The 22,809-nt window shown below is 69.1% G+C and carries 20 protein-coding genes; 18 read left to right on the top strand and 2 right to left on the bottom strand.

From position 1 onward, the window contains the following. The first annotated feature begins 15 nt into the window (after positions 1-15). The 8 genes from DFI_RS05110 to DFI_RS05075 all read left to right on the top strand — a co-directional run bounded on the left by DFI_RS05110 (position 16) and on the right by DFI_RS05075 (position 9,901). Positions 16-903, top strand: a complete 888-nt coding sequence (locus tag DFI_RS05110; RefSeq protein WP_043779686.1) for an EamA family transporter — start codon at positions 16-18, stop codon at positions 901-903. 32 nt (positions 904-935) lie between these two features. Next, a complete protein-coding gene (locus tag DFI_RS05105; RefSeq protein ID WP_051308333.1) occupies positions 936-2,183 on the top strand; it encodes a M28 family peptidase in 1,248 nt (415 codons plus the stop codon). Between the two features lie 39 nt (positions 2,184-2,222). Further along, positions 2,223-2,954 (top strand): metal ABC transporter ATP-binding protein, encoded by a 732-nt coding sequence (locus DFI_RS05100; RefSeq protein WP_027464279.1) that lies wholly within the window; start codon positions 2,223-2,225, stop codon positions 2,952-2,954. Positions 2,955-2,958: 4 nt separating this feature from the next. After that, on the top strand, positions 2,959-3,768 hold the full coding sequence (locus tag DFI_RS05095) for a metal ABC transporter permease (protein WP_027464280.1): 810 nt from the start codon (positions 2,959-2,961) through the stop codon (positions 3,766-3,768). Between the two features lie 130 nt (positions 3,769-3,898). Then, positions 3,899-7,393, top strand: a complete 3,495-nt coding sequence (locus DFI_RS05090; protein ID WP_043779687.1) for an eCIS core domain-containing protein — start codon at positions 3,899-3,901, stop codon at positions 7,391-7,393. Between the two features lie 33 nt (positions 7,394-7,426). Beyond that, entirely contained in the window at positions 7,427-7,972 is a 546-nt protein-coding gene (locus DFI_RS05085) for a T6SS immunity protein Tdi1 domain-containing protein (RefSeq protein WP_118375839.1), read from the top strand. Positions 7,973-8,214: 242 nt separating this feature from the next. Next, positions 8,215-8,679 carry a hypothetical protein gene (locus DFI_RS05080; RefSeq protein ID WP_051308335.1) on the top strand — a complete coding sequence of 155 codons (465 nt, stop codon included), beginning with the start codon at positions 8,215-8,217 and terminating at the stop codon, positions 8,677-8,679. Positions 8,680-9,095: 416 nt separating this feature from the next. Continuing rightward, positions 9,096-9,901, top strand: a protein-coding gene (locus DFI_RS05075; protein WP_118375838.1) for an IS5 family transposase whose coding sequence is annotated in 2 segments (ribosomal slippage) — positions 9,096-9,438 and positions 9,438-9,901 — 807 coding nt in all. Because the reading frame shifts where the segments join, the coding sequence is not laid out codon by codon here. Positions 9,902-10,478: 577 nt separating this feature from the next. Here DFI_RS05075 and DFI_RS05065 read toward each other — a convergent pair. Then, positions 10,479-11,240 (bottom strand): CHAD domain-containing protein, encoded by a 762-nt coding sequence (locus DFI_RS05065; protein ID WP_051307484.1) that lies wholly within the window; start codon positions 11,238-11,240, stop codon positions 10,479-10,481. Positions 11,241-11,310: 70 nt separating this feature from the next. On the opposite strand from DFI_RS05065, the gene DFI_RS05060 reads away from it, so the two are divergent. The 8 genes from DFI_RS05060 to DFI_RS05025 all read left to right on the top strand — a co-directional run bounded on the left by DFI_RS05060 (position 11,311) and on the right by DFI_RS05025 (position 20,085). Further along, entirely contained in the window at positions 11,311-12,225 is a 915-nt protein-coding gene (locus tag DFI_RS05060) for a histone deacetylase family protein (RefSeq protein ID WP_027462171.1), read from the top strand. A 211-nt stretch (positions 12,226-12,436) separates the two neighbouring features. Beyond that, on the top strand, positions 12,437-13,075 hold the full coding sequence (locus DFI_RS05055; protein WP_027462170.1) for a helix-turn-helix domain-containing protein: 639 nt from the start codon (positions 12,437-12,439) through the stop codon (positions 13,073-13,075). A 127-nt stretch (positions 13,076-13,202) separates the two neighbouring features. Further along, entirely contained in the window at positions 13,203-14,192 is a 990-nt protein-coding gene (locus DFI_RS05050; RefSeq protein WP_027462169.1) for an extracellular solute-binding protein, read from the top strand. A 100-nt stretch (positions 14,193-14,292) separates the two neighbouring features. Then, entirely contained in the window at positions 14,293-15,855 is a 1,563-nt protein-coding gene (locus DFI_RS05045) for an ABC transporter permease (protein WP_027462168.1), read from the top strand. Beyond that, positions 15,852-16,889, top strand: a complete 1,038-nt coding sequence (locus DFI_RS05040) for an ABC transporter ATP-binding protein (protein WP_027462167.1) — start codon at positions 15,852-15,854, stop codon at positions 16,887-16,889. Before DFI_RS05045 ends, DFI_RS05040 begins: the two co-directional genes overlap by 4 nt. Positions 16,890-16,957: 68 nt before the next feature. Beyond that, the gene (locus DFI_RS05035) at positions 16,958-17,998 is read left to right on the top strand and encodes a nuclease (protein ID WP_118375837.1); all 1,041 of its coding nucleotides are present in this window, start codon (positions 16,958-16,960) and stop codon (positions 17,996-17,998) included. 23 nt (positions 17,999-18,021) lie between these two features. Then, positions 18,022-19,794: an ATP-binding protein gene (locus DFI_RS05030; protein ID WP_043777163.1), complete on the top strand. Its 1,773-nt coding sequence runs from the start codon at positions 18,022-18,024 to the stop codon at positions 19,792-19,794. Positions 19,795-19,797: 3 nt separating this feature from the next. Beyond that, positions 19,798-20,085 carry a hypothetical protein gene (locus DFI_RS05025; protein WP_027462165.1) on the top strand — a complete coding sequence of 96 codons (288 nt, stop codon included), beginning with the start codon at positions 19,798-19,800 and terminating at the stop codon, positions 20,083-20,085. Here DFI_RS05025 and DFI_RS05020 read toward each other — a convergent pair. Continuing rightward, positions 20,076-21,047: an MBL fold metallo-hydrolase gene (locus DFI_RS05020; protein ID WP_027462164.1), complete on the bottom strand. Its 972-nt coding sequence runs from the start codon at positions 21,045-21,047 to the stop codon at positions 20,076-20,078. The genes DFI_RS05025 and DFI_RS05020 overlap by 10 nt on opposite strands. A 121-nt stretch (positions 21,048-21,168) precedes the next feature. Here DFI_RS05020 and DFI_RS05015 point away from each other — a divergent pair, with 121 nt between their 5' ends. Together DFI_RS05015 and DFI_RS05010 are read left to right on the top strand one after the other, a co-directional pair. Then, positions 21,169-21,777, top strand: a complete 609-nt coding sequence (locus tag DFI_RS05015; protein WP_027462163.1) for a carboxymuconolactone decarboxylase family protein — start codon at positions 21,169-21,171, stop codon at positions 21,775-21,777. 25 nt (positions 21,778-21,802) lie between these two features. Continuing rightward, positions 21,803-22,771, top strand: coding sequence for an RluA family pseudouridine synthase (locus DFI_RS05010; protein ID WP_043776986.1), 969 nt, complete (start codon positions 21,803-21,805; stop codon positions 22,769-22,771). Positions 22,772-22,809 lie beyond the last annotated feature (38 nt).

Below are 22,809 nucleotides of genomic sequence, written 5' to 3'. Positions count from 1 at the left end.
TCCCCGGTCCCACCCATGAACCCGGTTCTGCTGCTCACCGCGGTGGCACCCCTGATCTGGGGCACCACCTACCTCATCACCACCACGTACCTCAGCAATCTGCCTGCGCCGCTGCTGGGCACGCTGCGCATCCTCCCCGCCGGTCTGCTGCTGCTCGCCCTGGTGCGCAGCCTCCCCCCGCGCGCGTGGTGGGGCCGCATCGCGGTGCTGTCCCTGCTGCGCCAGGGCCTGTTCTTCACGCTGCTGTACGCCTCGGCGCTGCGGCTGCCGGGCGGGGTGGCCGCCACCATCGGCGCCAGCAGCGCCATGCTGGTCGTGTTCCTGGCATGGCCGCTGCTGCACCAGCCGCCCAGCCGCCGCAACCTCACCCTGGCCGGCCTGGGGCTGGTGGGCGTGGCCCTGATCAGCGTGTCCGGCGGCGGGCGGCTGGACCCCCTGGGCATCCTGATGGCGCTGGGGTTCGCGCTGGTCAACGCCCTGGGCGTCACCCTCTTCAAACGCTGGGGCGCGCCGGCCGGCGCCACCCCGCTGCACCAGGTCGCCTGGGACCTCACGCTGGGCGGCCTGCTGCTGCTGCCCCTCAGCGCCGCGGACCTGCCGCGGCTGGGTTCGCTGCCCCTGAACGGCTGGCTGGCGCTGGGGTTCCTCACGCTGGTCGGCACGGCCGTGGCGGCCCTGCTGTGGCAGCGCGGCCTGAACCACCTGCCGGTGCAGCAGGTGAGCCTGCTCGCGCCCCTGAGTCCCTTCACGGCCCTGATCCTGGACGTCCTGATCGTGCACCGCACACTGGGCCCGGCGCAGTGGCTGGGCGCGGCCCTGGTGCTGGGCAGCGTGGTCGCCAGCGCGTGGCCCGCCCGCCTCAGGCCGGCGGCGCAGCCCGCGGAAAAGCAGCTGGTCTCCTGAAGGGCCGCCCGGGCGTGTGCTTTCCTGGGCCGGTGCGCCGCGCTCTCCCCTCACGTCCCACCCCCTTTCTGCTGACCACGGCGCTCCTGCTGGGCCTGCCCTCCGTCCTCTCCTCGGCCCAGACGGCCCGGCCCCCGCGAGTGGCCGCGGTTGCCACTGGCGACGATCTGGGGGCGCAGGCCCGCCGGGTGCTCGCCTTTGGGCCGCGCGTGGTGGGCAGCCCGGCCAACGAACAGGCCCGCGCGTACCTGGAAGGGCAGTTCCGGGCGCTGGGCTACCAGACGCGCCGGGAGGAATTCCGATACCGCCGCCTGAACGACCTGGGCTCCACGGTGACGGTGCCTCCCGCCACCCCGGGCGGGCCGGCGCAGGTTCTCTCCGGCCGGGCGCTGCAGGGGTCCACGGGTGGGCAGGTGACCGCCGAGGCCGTCCGGGTGCCGGGCACCGGGGTGGACAGCGACTTCCTGAACGTGAACGTGCGGGGCAGGGTCGCGGTGATCGAGCGCAGCGACCTGCCCCTGATCACCCCGGTCCTCAACGCCATGATCGCCGGGGCGTTCGCGGTGGTGCTGGCCGGGCCGGACGACACCGTGCACGGCGGGCGCCTGGGGTTGCGGCTGGATTTCCCAGTGCTGGCCGTCAGCCGGAGCACCGCGCAGGCCATGACGACCGGACAGGCCGTGACGGTGGCGGTGCACGTGGCGCCCGTGGAGGCCCGGGCCGTGAACCTCGTGGCGTTCCGGCCGGCCGCGGCGCCTCCCTCCGTACTGATCGGCGCGCATCTGGACAGTGTGCACCTCTCGCCCGGCGCGAACGACAACCTGTCCGGCACGCTGGCCGTGCTGGACATCGCCCGGCGGGCCGCGAACACCCCGGTGGCGGCGCGCAGCGTGTTCGTGCTGTTCGACGCAGAGGAAGACGGCCTGCTCGGCTCGCAGCACTTCGTGAAATCCAACTGGGCGCTGGTCACGCAACTCCGGGGCATGCTGAACTTCGACATGGTGGGCCTGCCCGCCCGGCCCCTGGAATTGCGTGGGCAGCGGCCCCTGGTGCAGGTCGCGCGGGAGGTCACCGGCGTTCCCAGCGAGGAGGGCGTGACCGGCAGCAGCGATCACGCGCCCTTCCGGGAGGCAGGGGTGCCCACGCTGTACTTTCACCGCGGTCTGGACTCCACCTACCACCAGCCGGGTGACGTGACGCTGGACCTGGGGCTGGTGCGCGAGGCGGCCGGCGCGGGGTGGCGGGTGGCGCTGCGCCTGCTGCGGCTGCCGCTGCCCTGACCTGGGCCTCCGGGCGGCGGCGTGCTCTACACTGCCGCCGTGCTTGGCGTGGAGAACCTGACCGTCCGCTACGGCCCTCACGTGGCGCTGCGCGGCGCGACGGTGCGGTTCGAGGCGGGGTCGTTCAGCGCGATCATCGGCCCGAACGGCGCGGGGAAAAGCACACTGCTGCGCGCCCTGGTGGGCCTGGTGCCGGCCGCGGAGGGCCGCGCGGTGTTCGACCCCGGCCACTCCCCGGACTGCATCTCGTACGTGCCGCAGCAGCAGACGCTGGACTGGGCCTTTCCGGTAACGGTGTGGGACGTCGCCATGATGGGCCGCACCGGCCGGCTGGGCTGGCTGCACTTCCCCAGCCGCAAGGACCGCGTGATCGTGGAGGACGCCCTGCGCGAGACGGGCGTGTACGAGCTGCGGGGCCGGCACATCGGGGCGCTGTCGGGCGGGCAGCGTCAGCGGGTGCTGCTGGCGCGCATGCTGGCCCGGCAGGGCCACCTGCTGCTGCTGGACGAACCGCTGACCGGCGTGGACCCGGTCACGCAGGAGGGCCTGATGGCGCTGCTGCGCGCCCAGGCGGACAAGGGCCGGGCGGTGGTGATGGTCACGCACGACCTGGAACAGGCGAAGAAATGGTGCGATCACCTCGTGCTGGTCAACGGCCGGGTAATCGCCGACGGCACGCCCGCCGAGGTGTACACCGCGGCGAACATCGAGGCGACCTTCAGCACGTCCCTGCTCGGCCCGGCGCACACGTCGGGCAGCGAGGTGGTCTGAGGTGCTGGCGTGGCTCACAGGCCCCCTGGAATTCGAGTTCTTCCAGCTGGCGCTGGCGGCCGTGGCGCTGGTCAGCGTGCTGTGCGCCCTGGTGGGCGCCTGGGTGGTGCTGCGCGGCCTGAGTTACATCGGGGACGCCATGAGCCACGCGGTCCTGCCGGGGATCGTGGCGGCCTTCCTGATGAAGGGGAACCTGCTGGTGGGCGCCCTGATCGCCGCGGTCCTGACCGCGCTGGGCATCGGCGCGGTGGGCCGGCAGAGCGGCCTGAAGCAGGACAGCGCCATCGGGATCGTGTTCGTGGGCATGTTCTCGCTGGGCATCGTGATGCTGTCCCGCGCGAGTTCCTTCACCACCGACCTGAGCAACTTCCTGATCGGGAACCCCATGGGCGTGACCCGCGCGGACCTGTGGAGCACGCTGGGCGTCACGCTGCTGGTCGGGGCGCTGCTCACGGCCGTGCAGAAGGAACTGCTGCTCGCGAGCTTCGACCCCACCGAGGCCCGCGCCATCGGCCTGCCAGTGCGGCTGCTGGAAAGCGGCCTGCTGATCGTGATCGGGCTGGTCGTCGTGATGACCGTGCAGCTCGTCGGCACGACCCTCAGCGTGAGCCTGCTGATCACCTCCAGCGCCGCGGCGCGCCTGCTGGCCCGCAGCCTAAAGAAGATGATCGGGCTCGCGGCGCTGCTGGGTGTGCTGGGCGGCACAGCCGGGCTGTACGCCAGTTACTACCTGAACACCGCGCCCGGCGCGACCATCGTGCTGATGAACACCGCGATCTTCCTGCTGGCCCTGCTGCTGCGCCGCCGCGACTGACGTCCCACACGCCGCGTGCGACAAACCCCCGGCACGTCCCGCCCCCGTCCGCTAGACTGGGGGCGTTCTCTCATTGCCGCTTGACCTGGCCGTCCTCTCCCCCGCCCCCTCGCCCCAGGCCGGAGCACCGATGCAGCACGCCCCCAAACCCGGAACTGTCCGCGTCAACCCCACCCCCCAGCACCAGCCGGCCGTCACCCCGGCCCCCCGCGTCGCGCTGCCTGCCCCCCCAGCCCGGAGCCTCACGCAGGGGCTGCAACGGCTGGTCAGCACGCCCACCCAGGCCCAGCGGCAGGCGGCCGCGCCGGTCCTCCGGGCCGCGCAGCTGGACCGACAGGAACGGCAGGCCCTCACGGCGGCCGTGCAGCGCGCCCAGGCGGCCGCCAGCCCAGCCCCGACCAGCCTCAGCACGCCTTCACCCATGCCCGTCCCCGCAGCCCCGGGCTCCCCGGCCGCGCTGATCCAGCGCCTCGCCACCCGCGCCGCCCAGGCCGAGGGCCGGCACCTCAACCCCCGCCAGCACGCGGAATACACCGCGCTGCAACGGCAGGTCGCCGAGACACTCGGGCAGGGCTACCGACAGGACCGCCGGCCCGGCGCGGAACGCAACGAGGCGTACGGGGAACTGATCGGTCAGCTGCACCACCATCCCCTGACCAGTCACGTGGGCCGCAGCGTGCTGGGGCTCGTGCCCGCCAGTGACCGCCCCGCCCTGCAGCGCGCCGTGGACCTGCATGTCCAGCGCCACCAGGACGCTCAGGCCGCCGCGCAGCAGGCGCAGGCGCAGGTGGCCGTGCAGCGGCAGCTCGCGGAACTGAACGAGCAGGCCACCCGGCCCGTGCTGCAACGCATTCAGGAACGCCGCGGGACCGGCAATCCTCTCCCCGAGGCGGTGCGGCGGCACCTGGAACAGGGCCTGAACCACGACCTCACCCGCGTGCGCATCCACGACGACGCCGAAGCGGACAAGCTCGCCAAGGGCGTGAACGCCGTGGCCTTCACGACCGGCACGGACATCTACTTCCGCTCCGGGAAGTTCAACCCCAACACCCGCTCCGGCCTGGAACTCCTCGCGCACGAGGTCACCCACACCGTCCAGCAGGCTCAGGGCAAGGTGGGCAAGGGCGTGGACCCCGACGCCGGCCTGGAAAGCGAGGCGCGCAGCATGGGCGCCAAACTCGCGCAGGTCATGCCCAGCCCCAAGGGCCTGCTGCCCCCCGTCCCGCACCGGGACGGCCCGCACGCCCCCGGAGTGTACAGCCAGAAAGCCGCCCTGCAACGCGTGCAGGACGGCGCCGCCCGGCACGTCAACCTGAAACCGCTGTACGACCTGTACCCCCCCGCCATGCAGCGCAGCCCCGAGCTGACCCTCCAGCGGGACTGGGGCATCCTCGGCGACGCCGCCAACTGGGTGGGCGACAAGGTCCAGGACGGCGCCGCCGCGCTTGCCGCCAAAGGCAAGGAGCTCATCACCAAGGGCCTCACTGTCCTGCCCGGCTACCGCGAACTGTGCCTGGCGTTCGGCAAGGATCTCGTCACTGGCAGCGCCGTGTCCGGCAGCGCCGAGAGCATCCTCACCACCCTGACCAACTGGGTCCCCGGCCCCCTCAAGGACATCCTCCGCGCCCTCAAGGAAACGAACGTGATCGGCAAGGCCTGGGACTGGTTCAAGGCCGAACTCGGCAAACTCAACCTGGGCGGCGCCCTCGGCGAGATCGCCGACGCCATCAAGAGCGCCGACGTCGGCAAGGCCAAGGCGGCCGTCACCACCCGCATCAGCGGCGTCAAGAACCTGATCCTCGGCAGCGCCCACAAGATCGCCGAGATCGGCCTGACCGCCCTCACCGCCGCCCTCGGCCCCCTCGGCAAGAAGATCATGGCCGGCCTCAAAGGCGCCCAGGGCAACATCATCAAGATCCTCAAGGACCCCGTCGCCTTCGCGAAGAACCTGATCGCGGCCGTCAAGGGCGGCTTCACGCAGTTCACCGGCAACGCCCCCAAATACCTCCAGAACGGCGTCGGGCAGTGGCTGACCGGCTCCACCGGCATCCAGTTCCCCGCCAGGTTCGACCTCCAGGGCGTCTTCCTCACCGCCCTGACCGTCATGGGCCTCACCTATCAGAACATGCGCGGCAAACTCGTCCGCGCCATGGGCCCCGGCGGCGCCGACAAGGTCCAGAAAGCCGAACAGACCGTCAGCGCCCTGCAGACCATGAAAACCGGCCTGCACAAGGCCGAGGAGATGAAAGGCCAGCAGGGCAGCACCGGCAAAGCCATCCAGGACGGCATCAAGAGCGAAGTCACCAGGAGCCTCGTGATGGCCGGCGTGCAGAAACTCGTCACCATGCTCGTCCCCGGCGGCGGATTCATCAACGCCATCATCGGCGCCTTCCAGACCGTCCAGACCATCGTGCAACAGGCCGCCCAGATCGGCGCCGTCATCACCAGCGCCCTGAGCGGCGTCAGCGCCATCATCGCGGGGAACGTCACGGCCGCCGCCGGCTTCATCGACCGGTCCCTGGGCGGCAGCATCCCCATCGCCCTGGCCTGGCTGAGCAAGATCGTCGGCCTCGGCAACTTCGGCGGCAAGGTCAAGGCCGTCATCCAGCGGGTCCGCGGCAAACTCGACGGGGTGGTCAACAAGATCGTCATCAAGGTCAAAGGCATCATCGACAAGCTGTTCGGAAAGAGCAAGAAAGATAAAACGAAGAAACCTGACGTTGACGGCATCTACGGTAAGGTGTCGTTCCGCGCAGGCAAGGAAAACCACAGTGTCTGGACCGAAGTCAAAAATGGGTCCCCCAAGATCTTCATTGCCTCAACGCCGGCCGACGCTGTGACTCAACTGTCGAATTTCAGAAAAGACGCGCAGGCCGTCGGGATCACAGCGGACATCCGGCCTTATTTCACCGACGCTGGCAAGACAGTGGGCCGCGGAATGGGCCTTCTGAGAAAGGCAGTTCGCTCCACCGACCCGAATGTTCGGAGTCGGCTGGATCACGACTCCATCACGACCAACAACCAGATTGCCCGATATGTGGAGCTGATCCGCACTTGCATTCAGGAAGCACGAGCCAGCCCGAAAAAGATGGACCGCGTGGCCATCACCTTCACAACAGGCAACTTCCCGCAGTACACCAACGAGTTCAAACTCCAGCTCAGGGAACAACAGGCGGGCATCAACGCCACTGCTCTCTCCGTCTGGCAGCAACGCAGAACTGCATACACCAGCAGGGCCGCCACCCTGGGCAGCGGGAGAGACCCGAGCGGAGATCACGCCCAACGGGCAAGCCGCCGCGCCGAGAAGGCACGGCTGGTCGCCGAATTCAGAAACAGCATCCGGCGAGAACACCCGGGCCTGACCGAGCGTGAGATCCGCAAGAAGGCAACGGCCGCTGCGGATTCTTGGCTCAAGGAACAGCGGGCACTTCACGCACCAGATCAGGTGGCCGGAGGGGACCCATCACATATTGTTGCCCTTGGCAAAGACAAAGTGAATGAGTCTATCGGCGGACAATGGCCTCATAGAGTGGGTCAGATCGACGCAGCAGTAAATGCCTACAGAATAAATTACCCTGGGGTCGACTTCAGTAAAGTCAAGATGAATGTTCTGCTCCAGGTCTGAGCCACATCCTTCCCCGCAGGAACCGAGGTCCCAGTGAACCGCATCAAAGAAACCATCGAACTCTTTCTCGAAGATTTCAAGCCCAAGAAAAACAAAAAGGACATTGCTGCAGAAGACCTCAAAGGGCTTCACGAGCATTGGCAGACCTTCCTGTCTGAAGTTGGCGCATGCAACCGCCATGACGGATACCTGTGGACCGTCAACCCCGCAGACTTCGGCTGGATTGCCCCTCTGTTTGAATTGGACGTGGTACCCGTCGCCCACGATTCATTCGGAAATTTCTTCTGCACCAACCCACAGGGCCATCTCTACTCATTCCTTCCCTACAACCGGCAACTGGACCTGATGGCCGAGGACGTGCTCTCAGCCATCAGTTTCCTGGGGGAGAAGGAATTTACCGATGACGAAGAGCTCCTCAGGCTACATAAGAAGTATGCCAAAGCCGGACTGAAAACCGAGTACGACACATGCTATTGCCTTAAGCCTGCAATGCCTCTTGGGGGGACCTTCCAGGATTCGGAAGTCTATGTCGGCAAGATCCGCGAGTACCTAGAAGTTCTGGCCCAGGCCACTCGTTGACGTCCGACTCTCCTTCAAATATTTAACGGCGTTTCGCTGTCACTGAATCCGCAGAAACTGTCCAGCTGATGCCTCCAAGTTTATTTTCGGCTGCGTTACCGCAGCAACTATCCAGCTTCTCGGAAATTCGCAGACGCCTCTTGAAAGTCACAGTGCAACATTCATACTCAATAGTCCAGAGATCAACAATGACGCAGAAAGCATGATCACGATCAACTCTATGCAGGCAGGCACCCAAAAGCATGATTCAGGAAGCAGAAAGGTTCATCGACAATTACGTCCGCGACGAGTACGAGACCTGGAGGACCGTTCACGGCGTGGCCACCATCACGGCAGCTGAAGAGGCCATCGCCAGGTTCGAGCAGAAATACTTCGCTGACGGTCTGGGCTCCGCTCTGAGTCGGCCGGGCGACACACCGGACTTCGATGTCGCCGAATTTGCACAACTGATCTCCACCAAGCAGTCGCGAAAGATTTTTTGCGTCAAAGCAGTCGATGGACCAACCTTCCAGTGCGTCCTGGGGTCGGCCTACAAAGGCAACCAGGACAAATTTGAACTGATCCACTTCCGGAAAGAAGGTGGGGAGCTAAAAATCGTGTCCTCCTACTACACCAACTTCGACGGCACCTTCACCTACGTCGGTGGTGAAGACCTGGGCGAATTCCTCGACGACCCATGTCCGGATATGGAGAGTTCCGAACATTAAAGCCATGACGTGGTGTATTAGGGAGTCCTCCATCACGGCTGCACAACACTGTCATGTCGGCTCGCGCGCCTGATCCTGGGAACGGAGCGTGTGTGGCCCACACCGGATGTTGGTGAACGTCAAATTACGGCAAAGTGAGTCTAGCGATTCGCGCCACTCAAGGCAGGTGTTCTGCGTCAGCGGGAGGCGGCACCTGTGCGTGCTCCCGACCCAGCATCAGCCCGCCGTGCCTGGAATGAGGGAACAATCGTGGACCGCGTTGAAAAGGCGATCGAGCTTTTTCTTGAGGAGTTCAGACCGACGAGCCACCGGCAGAAGATCTCTGTCCGCTAACGTGAGGTGACTACCATGAGTCGCGAAAACCTAGGGACTTAGAGCGCCTATCAAAACCTCAGGTTGGGGGCGCAAGGTGAGGCATGGCCACCTCCCTGGTCAGCGACGAGTTGTGGCAGCTGATTCAGCCACTGCTCCCACCCGAAACACCCAGACCCAGAGGCGGCCGACCCCGGGTGCCTGACCGAGCCGCACTGGAAGGCATCCTCTACTTGCTCAAGACCGGCATCGGCTGGGAACACCTCCCCCGTGAGCTCGGGTATGGCAGCGGCATGACCTGCTGGCGACGGCTGCGGGACTGGCACGCGGCGGGTGTCTTCACCCGCCTGCACCAGGTGCTCCTTGACCGGATGGCGCAGGCGGATCACCTCGACTGGTCACGGGCGTGTGTGGACAGCACGAGCATCCCCGCCGCCCGGGGGGGGCCCAGACCGGCCCGAACCCCACGGATCGCGGCCGGCCAGGCAGCAAACGTCATGTGATCGTCGATGGCCGCGGGACGCCGCTGGCGGTGCTGATCTCGCCAGCGAATCGGCATGACAGCATGCTGTTCGAAGCGCTGCTGGACGCGGTGCCGCCCATCCACAATGGGCGGCGTGGGCATCCTCGCACCCGCCCAGAGAGGCTTCATGCGGACAAGGCGTACGACATTCCCCGGTGCCGCCGGGCATGCCACAAACGTGGGATCAAAGTGCGAATTGCACGCCGGGGTCGAGAGTCGAGTGAGCGGTTGGGACGGCACCGCTGGGTGGTGGAGCGGACACTGGCATGGTTCAGCCGCTTCCGTCGGCTTCGGGTGCGGTACGAGGTGCGGGCGGACATCCACCTGGCGTTCACGCAGTTGGCCTGCTGCCTCATCACGTTCAAGCAGCACCAACGGTTTTGTTAGGCACTCTTACTTCAGACGGCGCTTCGGGCCGATTCAAGATGACCCTGGGGAGAACCCCGATCTCCATGCCTTCCCGGAATTTGCACGGGAATTCTGGAAGGAGGTTGGGTTTGGCCGGCGCAAAGACGGCTTCATTTGGCTACTGAATCCCACTCGGTTCGGATGGCTGCCTGTTCTGTTTGGCCGGCCGGATCTCATTCCATTCGCCCGGAACTCGTTCGATGAGGTGTACTTCGTCTCGACCGATGGTGTCTGCCACCAGGGCTCCGCGAATGACTTCAGCCTGAGTGCCACGTCTGTGGACTTCGAGACCACAGTGATGAATCTGTCTCGCAGAAGTGCCACGGACGATGAGGTCATGTACGAACGGCATCAAGCCATGTGGACCAGAGGCAGAAGAATCAACGTGGAGCAGTGCTATTGCCTGATCCCAGCCGTCCCTGCGGGCGGCGACTACGAGACTTCTGAACTTGCCGTAGGAAGCATCAAGGCGTATTTCCTGCTGTTGAGAGAAATACAGTCATGACCGGACAGCTCGCCTGGACTCCGCCGGAAAGCAGAAGCTTCTGGCCGGGCCTCAGGTCTTTTTTGCCTTGAGGCCCTGGCCTTCGGCGTGCGCTTCAAGCAGGGCCCTCAGGTCCGGCCAGAGTTCGCGCACCCGGGTCTGGGCGCGGGTGCGGGCGCGGTGTTCGCGGCGTTGCAGGCTGGCGGTGCCCGGGTGCGTCCACTCGGGGCGGCCCAGGAGATCCAGCACGACCTCGGCGTCCTGCATGCGGCCCAGGGCGTCCAGGGTGGCCTTCAGGACCTTCGGGGTGGGGATCAGGGTGTCCAGTGTGTAGCGGTACGTCTTGAGTTCCTTGCGCCAGTCGTGCCACGCCTCGGCGTCGCGGCTGTTCAGGACGATATGGGCTTCGCGGATCAGGTGGGTGGCGTGGCGGGCCAGGGTCTTGCGCGCGGCCTTGCGGGTGCCGCCGGCTTTCGGGGCGGGGCCGGGCGGGTCGGGGAGGGTGAGGTGGGCGTGCAGGGCGGCGCGGCGCCGGGCCCAGTCCTGCCTGAAGGCGGCCAGTTCGGGCTGGGGGGTGCCGGCTCGGGTGAGGGCGGTGAGGAGGTGGTCGCCGGTGATGTCGTGGTCGCGCAGGGGGGCCAGGGCGCGGCGCAGGTCCCTCCAGGCGCGGCGTTCCCGTCGGGTGCCGCTGGTCAGAGCGAGTTCGGCGCTGACCTTGCGGCTGAGTTTGCGGGCCTCGTGCACGGCTTTCGGGTGACCGGCGAGCAGGTCGGGCCACAGGGGCCGGAGGTCGTCGTGGATGGGTTCGGGGGTGGCGGGGGCGGGGTGGGTCATGGGGCCTCCGGGGGGTGCGGGTGTGGGACAGCGTACCGGACGGCGCGGCCGGGTGGGGCAGACTGGCGGGGTGACGGCCGACTTCTCCCATCCGTTCCGGGCGTACTCGCCGGCCGAGTTCGAGTTTCCCCTGCCGGAGGGGCACCGCTTTCCGTACTACAAGTACCGGGGCGTGCGGGACCGGCTGGCGGGGCTGTTGCCGGTGCTGTCCACGCCGGCGTTGCCGTGGGGGGTGGCGGGGCAGGTGCATGACCCGCACTGGTTGCGGGCGTGGCGGCGGGGGGAGGTGACGGCGGCGCAGGAGCGGGCGTTCGGGCTGCCGTGGTCGGAGGGCGTGGTGGAGCGGGCGCGCCGGGCCGCCGGGGGGAGTCTGGCGGCGCTGGGGGACGCGCTGGAGGTGGGCTGGGGGGCGTGTCTGGCGGGCGGGACGCATCACGCCTTCCGGGACCGGGCGGAGGGGTTCTGTCTGCTGAACGACGCGGCGATCCTGTCGCACGTGGCACTCTCGGAGGGGCGGGTGGGGCGGGTGGCGGTGCTTGACCTGGACGTGCATCAGGGGAACGGCACGGCGGCCCTGCTGGCCGGGGAGAGCCGGGCGTTGACGATCAGCGTGCACGGGGAGCGGAATTACCCGTTCCGGAAGGAGCGCAGTTCGCTGGATGTGGGGCTGGGGGACGGCGTGACGGACGCGGAGTACCTGGCGGTGCTGGAGGCGCAGGTGGTGCCGGCGCTGGGGGCGTTCCGGCCGGAGCTGCTGCTGTACCTGGCGGGTGTGGACGTGCTGGCCGGGGACCGGTTCGGGCGGTTTGCGCTGAGTCTGGACGGCGTGCGGGAGCGCAACCGGCGGGTGTTCCGCTGGGCGGCGGGGGCGGGGGTGCCGGTGGTGACCATGATGGCCGGGGGGTACAACCGCGACCATGCGCTGACCGTGGAGGCTCATGCGAGTGTGGTGCTGGACGGCCTTGACGTTTTGACGGGGGGCTGAGTCAGGACAGGGTGGTGAGACCTCTCACGACCGTTGAGCGTTCCTTATGTTGATGGGTCAGTGACCGCTTTACTTTGTAAATTGATTTCATTCGGTCCGCCCCTGCCCGGCCCCTGAACGCCGAGGCGGTGTGTGCGGCTACGAATGCGCCTGTGAACTGCGCTGCGCGCCCGCTGCTGTGCCCCTTTTCGCCCCATTTCTGGAGTGAATCATGACCCTGACCCAGTCCACCCCCATGACCGTGGCCACCCTGGCCGATCCACTGTCCCGCTCGCTGCGCGGCGGGGAGACCCTGTATTACGGCGGCGATAACGCACCGAACCTGTACCGCCTGGACGCGGGGCTGCTGCGCGCGGTGAGTCTCACGTCGCAGGGGCGGACCCTGACCGTGCGGCACATCCTGCCCGGGGACCTGTTCGGCGAGGAGGCCCTCAGCACCGGCCGGCGCCTGTATCAGGTCACGGCCCTGTCCGACGCGGCGGTGCGGGCCATTCACCCGCAGCACCTGGGGGCGCCGGAGGTGATGGAGGTCGCGCGGAGCCTGGCGGTGCAGGTCGAGCGGCTGATGGCCGACGGTATTCACCTGCAGGACGGCGACCTGCGCGGGCGGATCGCGCGCTACCTGCTGACGCTGGCGGAAACCAGTCTCGGCTCTCGTCACGCGGACGGGCTGCGGTTTGTTCGCGTGACGCACGAACTGATCGCCGAGGGCACCGGGGCGACGCGCGAGAGCGTGAGCAAGCTGATCGGGGAGATGCGGGACGACGGGCTGGTCATGCCGGCCTACCGCTGCCTGACGTTGACGGACGAGGCCGGGCTGCGTGACCTGGCGGGTGCGGGCCGCGACTGAGCGCCTGTTCACTCCCAGGCTCTGAACCCTGTCCTTCGCGGGACAGGGTTGTGCTTTTGGCCGGTGAATCTGGACGGGCATCACATTCTGTTGACTAATCCGAGTGGGTTACTTAGGATTACGTCTCGTGAAACCCTCCCTCGTCCTGACCCTCGCCCTGGCCGTGTCCGGCAGCAGCCTCGCCCAGACCCTCACCGTGTACACCGGCCGCGCCAAGACCTTCGTGGACCCCGTCGTGCAGCAGTTCGAGCGCCAGACCGGCATCAAGGTCAACGTCCGCTACGGCACCGACGCCCAGCTGGTCGCCGCGCTGCGCGAGGAAGGCAGCCGCAGCCCCGCCGACGTGTTCTGGGGCAACAGCGTGGGCGCGCTGGGCGAACTGAGCAGCGAGGGACTCTTCCGCAAGCTGGGCGCCGCCCAGTACCGCGGCGTCAGCGACGACTACGTGCCCGCCAGCAAGGACTGGGTGCCCACCACCGTACGCTTCCGCGTGCTGGCCTACAACACCAGCAAGATCAAACCCGGCGACCTGCCCGACAGCATCCTGGACCTGCCCAAGATGACCAGCCTGAAAGGCCGCATCGGCTGGACCGTCAGCTACCCCAGCTTCCAGGACTTCCTGGCCGCCATGATCGCCCGCCATGGCGAGGCCACCACCAAGCAGTGGCTCGAAGGCATGAAGGCCCTGCAGCCCAAGGACTACAAGACCAGCAACGTGGGCATGCTCGAAGCCATGCGCGCCGGAGAGATCGACGTGGCCCTGACCAACCACTACTACATCCAGCGCGTGAACCGCCTGAGCTACCCCATCGACACCTACTTCTTCAAGGCGGGCGACACCGGGAACCTCGGCAACGCCACCGGCGCCGCCATCCTGAAAACCAGCAAGAACGTCAGCGCCGCCAGCCGCTTCCTGCAGGCCCTGGTCGCCAAGGACGCGCAGACCTTCTTCCTCAGCGTGAACTTCGAGTACCCCGTGATCGGGAACATCCTGCAGCCCACCACCATGCTGCCCTACGCCGACGTGGTCAAGCGCAGCCCCAAGGTGGACCCCATCGTGCTGCCCAAGAACATCGAAAAGGCGCAGAAGCTGCTGCGCGACGTGGGCCTGCTGTAAGCCCCGCGCCTGTCGCACGCCCTGCCTGACCGCCGGCAGGGCGTTTCCCCTGCCCTCAAAGGAAGCTCCGCTGAGTCCCTCTGGTAACCTGATGAACTTGATGCGCCGCCCGCCGACCCCGCTGCTGATCCCGGCTGTCCTGACCATCCTGGGTGTGGGTCTGCCGCTGATCTACCTGGTGGTGCGCGCCCTGGGCGCCGACCCCGCCACCCTGGGCGAGATCGTGTTCCGGGCCCGCAACCTGGAACTCGCGCTGAACACGGTCCTGCTCACGGCCAGCGTGCTGGGCACGACCACCGCCCTGGCGCTGCCGCTGGCGTTCCTGACCGCCCGCACCGACTTCCGGCCCCGCGGGCTGCTGCTGCTCACCGGGGTGCTGCCGCTGGCGCTGCCCGGGTACGTGGGCGCGTACGCCCTGATCGCCGCCACCGGTCCGGGTGGCGCCCTGGACCGCCTGCTGGGCCTCCCCTTCCCCACCCCCAACGGCTTCGCGGGCGCGCTGGGCGTGCTGACGCTGTTCACCTTCCCGTACCTGTTCCTGAACCTGCACGCTGCCCTGCGCCTCCAGGACCCGGCGCTGGAGGAAGCGGCGCGGCTGCTGGGCCGCACGCCGTGGCAGACCTTCCGGGAGGTCACGCTGCCGTACCTGCGGCCTGCGTGGCTGTCCGGGTCACTGCTGGTCGCGCTGCACGTGCTGGGGGAATTCAGCGTGGTGTCCCTGATGCGCTACCCCACCTTCAGCGCCGCCATCTACCAGCAGTACACCGCCGCGTACGACCGGGTGTACTCGGCGTGGCTGGCGCTGCTGCTGCTGCTGCTGACCGCGCTGACCCTGTGGGCCGAGGCGCGGCTCATGCGCGGCCTGAGCCTGTCCCGCGTGTCCCCCAGCACGGCGCGCGTGCTGCCCCGCGTGCGCCTGGGCGCCTGGAAGTGGCCGGCCGCGGCCCTCACCACGGGCGTGGCGGTGGCCGCCCTGGTCATCCCGCTGGTCACGATCCTGCACTGGCTGCGCATGGAGGTCAGTCCCTACGCCCTGGCCGACCTGAAGGATGCGGCGGTCACGGCGATCACGGCGGGTGCGGCGGCCTCGGTGACCACCACGCTGCTGGCCGTGCCGCTGGCTTACATCGGCAGTCGCCACGGGGGCCGCTGGGCGCAGCTGACCGAACGGGCCGCGTACCTGGGCTACGCCACGCCGCCCCTGGCGTTCGCGCTGGCGCTGGTGTTCTTCACGCTGGGCGCCGTGCCGGGCCTGTACCAGACCTTCGCGCTGCTGCTCCTGGCCTACACCCTGCACTTCGTCGCCGAGGCCATCGGGCCCATCCGCAGCGGCTTCCAGACCGCCACGCCCCGCCTGGAGGAGGCGGCCCGCACGCTGGGCCTCTCGCCCATGGGGGCGCTGCGCCGCGTGACCCTGCCCCTGCTGCGCCCGGGGCTCATCACCGGCGCGGCCTTCGTGTTCCTGAGCGTCCTGAAGGAACTGCCACTGACCCTGCTGCTGGCCCCCCCGGGCTTCGACACGCTGGCCCGCAACATCTGGACGTACACCGAGGAGGCGCAGTACGCCAGCGCCGCCCCCTACGCCCTGGCCCTGATCGCGGCCGGCACGGCCCTGACCCTGCTGGTCCTGCGCCGCGAAACCACCCCGGAGACCCCGCAATGACCCACCTCCCCTCCCCCGCCCCGCTGGTCCTGGCGGACGTCACGCGCCGCTTCGTGCCGGGCGGGCCCGCCGCCCTGGACGGCCTGAACCTCACCCTGCACGCCGGGGAGCTGCTCACCCTGCTGGGCCCCAGCGGGTGCGGCAAGACCACCACGCTGCGCCTGATCGCCGGCCTGGACCGCCCGGACAGCGGCCAGATCGTGATTGCCGGCCGGGAGGTCACCCGGCCCTTCCTGCCCCCGGAGAAGCGCGGCGTGGGACTGGTGTTCCAGGATTACGCGCTGTTCCCGCACCTGACCGTGCTGGGCAACGTGCTGTTCGGCCTGACTCACCTGCCCCGCGCCGAGAGGCTGGCCCGCGCCCGCGAGACGCTGGCCCTGGTGGGGCTCACGGTGTTCGAGTCCCGCCGGCCGCACCAGCTGTCCGGCGGGCAGCAGCAGCGCGTGGCTCTGGCCCGCGCGCTGGCGCCCCGCCCGGCCCTGCTGCTGCTGGACGAACCCTTCAGCAACCTGGACGCCGGACTGCGCCACGCCACGCGCCAGGAGGTCCGGAACATCCTGCACCGCGCCGGCACCAGCGCCATCCTGGTCACGCACGACCAGGAGGAAGCGCTCGCCTTCAGCGACCGGGTGGCCGTCATGCGGGGCGGGCAGGTGGAGCAGGTCGGGCCGCCCGCCGAGCTGTACCACGCGCCGCGCACGGCGTTCGTGGCGAACTTCATCGGGCGCAGCAACCTGATCTCCGGCGCGGCGCAGGGCGCGTACGCGGACACCCTGCTGGGCCGCCTGACGCTGCGCCGCGAGCAGACGGGACCGGTGACCGTGAGTGTGCGGCCCGAGCAGCTGAGCTTCACGGACGCCGACCAGGGCGTGCCCGCCACCGTCACCGCCCGCGAATTCCAGGGCCGCGACACGCTGTACGTCCTGAGCGCGGGCGGGCAGGACCTGCTGCTGCTCAGCAGCGCCCCCCTGCGGGCCGAGCCGGGGCAGGCGGTGTACGTCCGCGTGAGCGGCGAGGTGGCCGCCGTCCGGTAAGACCTGGGGGGTCCGGCGTGCTGGCCTGACCCGTGTGCGGTCCGGCTCCGTTCTGTTCAGCGCGTAGAATGCCGGCAATGAGAATCCGTCTGGACCCCTGGCCCGTGGACATCGAGGGCGGACAACTTGCACTGACGCCCTTCGAGGGCGACCTGATCGACATCGAAACGACCCGCTGGGCGGCCATGCCGCAGCGCGCCATCCCCGAGCGGCTGCGGACCGTGTACGTGGTGGACGGCAAGCGCCGCATGGAATCCCGGGTGTTCGTGGAGGACGACCACGGCGCGGCGGGCATGGGGGGCTTCGGGGCGTTCGTGGTGGGCGCGGTGGAACTCTGCCCGCACGGCACCCGGCAGGCGCAGCTGCGGGACGTGCGGGCCTCGCGGATCCTGGCGCACGCGCCCGGGCTGCGGCTCGACCCGGCCACCCTCTCACCGCGCGACCCGCACACCGGCATGCTCACGTACCACCCGACGCCCACTCTGGGCGAGGACCAGCTGGCGGCGCTGAGCACCCTGCAGGGCCTGATGCTGGACGCCGAGCAGCAGCTCTCTCACGGGTACGCGTCGGCGGTGCCTCAGGATGAGCAGGACGACCGCGAGTGGCTGACCGCCCTGACCATTCAGGACGGCACGCTGCGCAGCAAGAACCTGGGTGGCGCGGTGGTGGGGTGTGTGAAGACCATCCAGACCATGTACCTCCCGCCGGACCGGGCGCACCTGCTCACCGACCTCAAGCCCGGCGAGCGCACCCCGATCCTGCACATGCGGTACGCGAACGGCCGGGTGACGCGCTTCATCTGGTACGTGCGGCTGTGTGAGGCGACGTTCTACCAGCATCCCATGAGCGGCGTGATGCGCCTGGAGATGTATGCGCCGGACGAACCGGACTTCCTCCCGCCCATCGTGCGGCAGGTCGCGAACCTCAGCGGCACGCTGCTGATGCGCCTGGGCAGCGCGGCCCACAAGGACCCCCGCGCGCCGCAGAACCTGATTCCCACCGCCGCGCTGGAGCACGCCATGACCCGCAGCATGGGCAGCGCCGAGCTGGTCACGCGGCGCATCCGGGCGCACATCGCGCAGACGTACGGCCGGGAGGTCGTGGCGTGAGCGCCGCGGGCGCCGAGATCGGCATGGTGCTGGGCACCGAGGACGCCACCCCGGTCAGTTTCTGGTTCGCGGTCCTGAGTGGCGCGAGCGTGCAGATGGACGACCTGGTCGCCGTGGAGACCCGCAAACCGGACGGGAGCCGCGTGCACTTCTACGGCATCGTGGACCACGTCCGCACCCGGCACGAGGGCGTGAGTTTCGACAGTGACGTGCAGGACGTCGTGGCGGGCCTGCTGCCGGCCAGCGTGAGCTACGCCGCGCGGGTGCTGGTCACGCGCGTGGACCCCGAGGACTTCATTCCCCCGCAGCCCGGGGACCGCGTGCGGCACGCGACCGGCGACAGTCTGAAGCTGGCCCTGAGCGCGGACAAGATGGACTTCTCGTTCGCGGGCGGCCTGCTGGCCGACGGGCAGGTCCTGCCGATCAACTACCAGTTCGTGAACGGCGAGCAGGGCGGGCACATCAACATCAGCGGGATTTCCGGCGTGGCGACCAAGACCAGCTACGCGCTGTTCCTGCTGCACAGCATCTTCCGGGGCGGCGTGCTGGAGCGCCGCGGCGAGGGGCACAACACGCGCGCGCTGATCTTCAACGTGAAGGGCGAGGACCTGCTGTTCCTGGACCAGCCCAACCGCAAGGTCACGGACAAGGAGGGCACCGTGGAAACCCGCAAGGGCTGGTCACAGGGCCGCTACCCGCGCCTGAACCTGCCGGTGACGCCCTTCCGGGACGTGCAGTTCCTCGCGCCGCCGAAAGGAGGCAGTGGGGAGGCCATCGTGCCGGACGTGGAGCAGCGCGCCGAGGGCGTGACGCCCTTCGTGTTCACGCTGCGGGAATTCGCGGCCAAGCGCATGCTGCCGTACGTGTTCAGCGACGCCTCCGCCAGCCTGAACCTGGGCTTCGTGATCGGAAACATCGAGGAGAAGCTCGCCCGCCTGAGCGCCGGGGACACCACCCCGTACCTCACCGTGGACGACTGGACCCCCGACACGGACGTGCTGATCGAGGAGGACGTCCGCTTCGACGAGATGGGCAGGACGCGCCTGACGACCTTCTCCCAGCTGATCAGCTACCTGGAATTCAAGCTGCTGGACCAGAACGACGGCGAGGGCGACCCGAAATGGGTCCTGAAGCAGAACCAGGGCACCCTGCGGGCCTTCGTGCGGCGGCTGCGCGGCGTGCAGAAGCACCTTACGCCCCTGGTGCGCGGTGACCTGACCGCCCCGCAGGCCGAACGCTACCGCCCGGACCTGCTGCGCCGCGGCGTGCAGACCAGCGTGGTGGACATCCACAAGCTCGGCGCCCACGCGCAGAGTTTCGTGGTGGGCGTGCTGCTGCGCGACCTGTTCGAACACAAGGAGAAGTACGGCCGGCAGGACACCGTGTTCGTGGTGCTGGACGAACTGAACAAGTACGCCCCGCGCGAGGGCGACAGCCCCATCAAGGACGTGCTCCTGGACATCGCCGAACGCGGCCGCAGCTTGGGCATCATCCTGATCGGCGCGCAGCAGACCGCCAGCGAGGTCGAACGCCGCATCGTCAGCAACGCCGCCATCCGCGTGGTGGGGCGCCTGGACCTCGCGGAAGCCGAGCGGCCCGAGTACCGCTTCCTGCCGCAGAGCTTCCGGGGCCGCGCCGGCATCCTGCAACCCGGCACCATGCTCGTCTCCCAGCCCGACGTGCCCAACCCCGTGCTCGTGAACTACCCCTTCCCCGCCTGGGCCACCCGCAAGGACGAGGTGGACGACCTGAACGGCCAGAGCGCCCAGGACGTCGGCGAGGACTGGCTGCGGTAGGCCGTGCGGCCCGGCTCGCCTGAAGCCCGGAAGTTCACGGTCGTGGCGTTGCGGGGCCAGCTGGAGGCCATTCAGCAGGCGGTGAGCGGCTGGACGGAGATTCTGCACTGGCTGGCCTCAAAGGGCGGGCTCGTGCGGAGAGGCCAGGTTGGGAACAGCGGCCCGGAATGGTGGGGGTTCCATTCCCGGGTGGCGTCGGGCCTGGGCGCGTCCTTCTTCCTGCATGGCGGCCGCTTTCACCTGCTCGGACACCACTGTGTGATCACGGCCGGCGCGGCGCTTCAGGGCTGAGTCCAGTCCTGGGGCCGGGCGGCGCCGGTGAGCCAGCCGGGGGCCGGCACCGCGTGCGGGCCGAGGGCGGTGAGGCGGCCGTCCACCCAGGCGGCCGCTCCGGCGCGCAGCAGTTCCTGAATCAGCGCCGTGCGGAAGGCGTCGGGACTCAGGCCGAAGGCGTGCCGGGCGAACTCGTGGAACCAGGGGCTGTCCTGGAAGTAGGCGTCCAGTTCCGGTGCGGTCAGGCCGCCGCGGTACATCAGGGCGAAGGTGAGGATGCGTTTGCAGCCGTGCCAGGCGACCTTCTCCGGTTCGGCCCGCCAGCGGGTGAGTCGGGCGTGGGCGGCGGCCAGTGTGCGGGCCGGGTCGGTGATCGGCTCCCCGTGGCCAGGGTAGATGACGCGCAGGTTCAGGGCGGCGAGGCGCCCGGTCGTCTCGATGCTCTGTTCCAGGGCCTGCAGGCCGTCGCGGTACAGGTTCACCCAGCCGACGTCGCCGGCCAGGGCGGCGTCCCCGGCGATCAGGGTGCCGCTGTCCGGGTGGTGCAGGCTGAGATGGCCGGGCGAGTGGCCCGGGGTGTGCAGCACCTGCCAGCCGGCGTGCCCGGTGTCCAGCGTGTCGCCGGCGTGCAGCAGGGTCTGCACGCGGTAGGCCTGGACGGGCTGGTTCAGCCAGCGGGCCCCGCACGCTTCCGGGTGGCGGTGGTTCACGGGGTGCGCTTCCCAGGGGTGCGCGGCGACCGGCAGGCCGTACTGCTGCTGGAGGTGGTGGTTGCCGCCGACGTGGTCACTGTGGTGGTGGGTGTTCACGATCAGGCTCAGGGTGTGCGGGGGGGTGCCCTGGGCGTGCAGCCACTGTTCCAGGTCGGCCACGCCGCTGCCGAAGCCGGTGTCCACCAGGATGGGCCGCGGGCCGAGCAGCAGCACGCTGTTCGCGCTGGGGTTCAGGCGCGGGAAGAAACGCAGGAGCTCGCCGGTCATGGTGCGCCTCATTCTGGGCGATCAGCGGCGCGGCGGCGGGCCGGCGGGCGGGGGGCGCTGCGTATACTGCCCGCAGAGGGGGGCTGAGCGGCCCGCCCGCTCGCCTGAGAGGAGGACATGCATGTCTTTCATCGGTACGGTGCCGGTCCAGAGCGCGGAGGGTGAGGTGCGCAAGCTGTACGGGCGCCAGCAGGCCACCCTGGGGTACGTGCCCAATTACGTGAAGGTGTTCAGCCTGCGCCCGGAGGTGTATGCGGCCTGGGCGGGCCTGCTGGACGGCGTGCGCGGGAACATGGACGCCCGGCGGTACGAGCTGGTGACGCTGGCGGCGGCGCGGGCGCTGGGCAGTTCGTACTGTTCGCTGGCGCACGGGAAGGTGCTGCGGGACCGCTTCTACGCCCCGGAGGCGCTGGCGCGGATCGCCGGGGATTTCCGGACGGCCAGCCTGGACCCGCTGGACCGGGCGGTCATGGCGTTCGCCGAGCAGGTCGCGCGGGACGCTGCGTCCGTCACGGCGCAGGACGTCGCGGGCCTGCGCGACCTGGGCCTGACGGACACCGAGATCTTCGACGTGGCGGCCGCGGCGAGCGCGCGGTGTTTCTTCAGCAAGATGCTGGACGCCCTGGGCGCCGAGCCGGACGCGGCGTACGCCGAGCTTGAGGGCGAGTTGCAGGAGACGCTGACGGTGGGCCGCGCCATCACGACCCGAGCGCCGGAACGCCTGCCCTGAGGGGCGGCCGTATACACTGGCACGCGTGCCGGACGTTTCCCCTCTACTCCTGACCGCCACGCCGGGCCGCCTGGACGCGGTCGTGTCGGCGCTGGTGGGCGCGAGCCGGTCCCAGGTGGCCCTCTGGATCGAGGCGGGGGCGGTGCAGGTGGCCGGCGTGAGCGTCACCAAACCCAGCCTGAAGCTGCGCGGCGGGGAGGCGCTGAGCGTCACGCCGCCCCCGCCGCCCGGCGCGAGCGTGGAGGCCGAGGACATCCCGCTGGACGTGCTCTACGAGGACGACTGGCTGATCGCCGTGAACAAGCCGCCGGGCATGGTGACGCACCCGGCGCCGGGCGTGGTGACGGGCACGCTGGTGAACGCCCTGCTGGGCCGCGTGCCGCTGCCCGAACAGCCGGATTTCGATTCCGAGGCGGGATTCCGGCCGGGCATCGTGCACCGGCTGGACAAGGACACCAGCGGCGTGATCGTGGTGGCGAAGACGGTGGAGGCGCACGCGCGGCTGGCGGCGGCGTTCAAGGACCGGGAGACGCGCAAGGTGTACCTCGCGGTCGCGGCCGGGGCGTGGAAGGCCGAGCGGCCCGCGCAGGTGGACGTGCCCATCGGCCGGCACCCGGTGCAGCGGCAGCGGATGACGGTGGGCGGCGCGAACCCCCGCGAGGCGCAGACGCTGTTCACGCCACTGGCCGCGCACCCGGACGGGCACGGGCGGACGCTGGCGCTGGTGCGGGCGCAGCCACGCACCGGGCGCACCCACCAGATCCGGGTGCATCTGGCGCACCTGGGCAGCCCGATCCTGGGGGACACGGTGTACGGCCGGGCGTCGGAGGTGATGCCCCGGCAGGCGCTGCACGCGCAGTTCCTGACGCTGCCGCACCCCGGGACGGGCGAGCTGCTGCATCTGCACGCGCCCGCCCCGGACGACCTGCTGAGTGCCTGGGTGGCGCTGGGCGGCGCCCTGCCGGCCGACCTGGAAAGCCCAACTACGCTGTAAAGCAGGAAACGGGGACGCGCGCTCGTGGGCGGCGTCCC

Source organism: Deinococcus ficus, from assembly GCF_003444775.1.
In the GTDB taxonomy this organism is placed as follows: Bacteria; Deinococcota; Deinococci; order Deinococcales; family Deinococcaceae; genus Deinococcus; species Deinococcus ficus.
The sequence above is the reverse complement of the archived record's forward strand: the minus strand, read 5'-3'. Positions and strand labels throughout refer to the sequence as shown.

What these genes read in the sequence shown, in the direction of transcription:
- DFI_RS05110 (WP_043779686.1), top strand. Translation starts at nt 16, where the DNA reads ATGAACCCGGTTCTGCTGCTCACCGCGGTGGCACCCCTGATCTGGGGC.
- DFI_RS05090 (WP_043779687.1), top strand. Translation starts at nt 3,899, where the DNA reads ATGCAGCACGCCCCCAAACCCGGAACTGTCCGCGTCAACCCCACCCCC.
- DFI_RS05080 (WP_051308335.1), top strand. Translation starts at nt 8,215, where the DNA reads ATGATTCAGGAAGCAGAAAGGTTCATCGACAATTACGTCCGCGACGAG.
- DFI_RS05065 (WP_051307484.1), bottom strand. Translation starts at nt 11,240, where the DNA reads ATGACCCACCCCGCCCCCGCCACCCCCGAACCCATCCACGACGACCTC.
- DFI_RS05055 (WP_027462170.1), top strand. Translation starts at nt 12,437, where the DNA reads ATGACCCTGACCCAGTCCACCCCCATGACCGTGGCCACCCTGGCCGAT.
- DFI_RS05045 (WP_027462168.1), top strand. Translation starts at nt 14,293, where the DNA reads ATGCGCCGCCCGCCGACCCCGCTGCTGATCCCGGCTGTCCTGACCATC.
- DFI_RS05040 (WP_027462167.1), top strand. Translation starts at nt 15,852, where the DNA reads ATGACCCACCTCCCCTCCCCCGCCCCGCTGGTCCTGGCGGACGTCACG.
- DFI_RS05035 (WP_118375837.1), top strand. Translation starts at nt 16,958, where the DNA reads ATGCCGGCAATGAGAATCCGTCTGGACCCCTGGCCCGTGGACATCGAG.
- DFI_RS05030 (WP_043777163.1), top strand. Translation starts at nt 18,022, where the DNA reads ATGGTGCTGGGCACCGAGGACGCCACCCCGGTCAGTTTCTGGTTCGCG.
- DFI_RS05020 (WP_027462164.1), bottom strand. Translation starts at nt 21,047, where the DNA reads ATGACCGGCGAGCTCCTGCGTTTCTTCCCGCGCCTGAACCCCAGCGCG.
- DFI_RS05015 (WP_027462163.1), top strand. Translation starts at nt 21,169, where the DNA reads ATGTCTTTCATCGGTACGGTGCCGGTCCAGAGCGCGGAGGGTGAGGTG.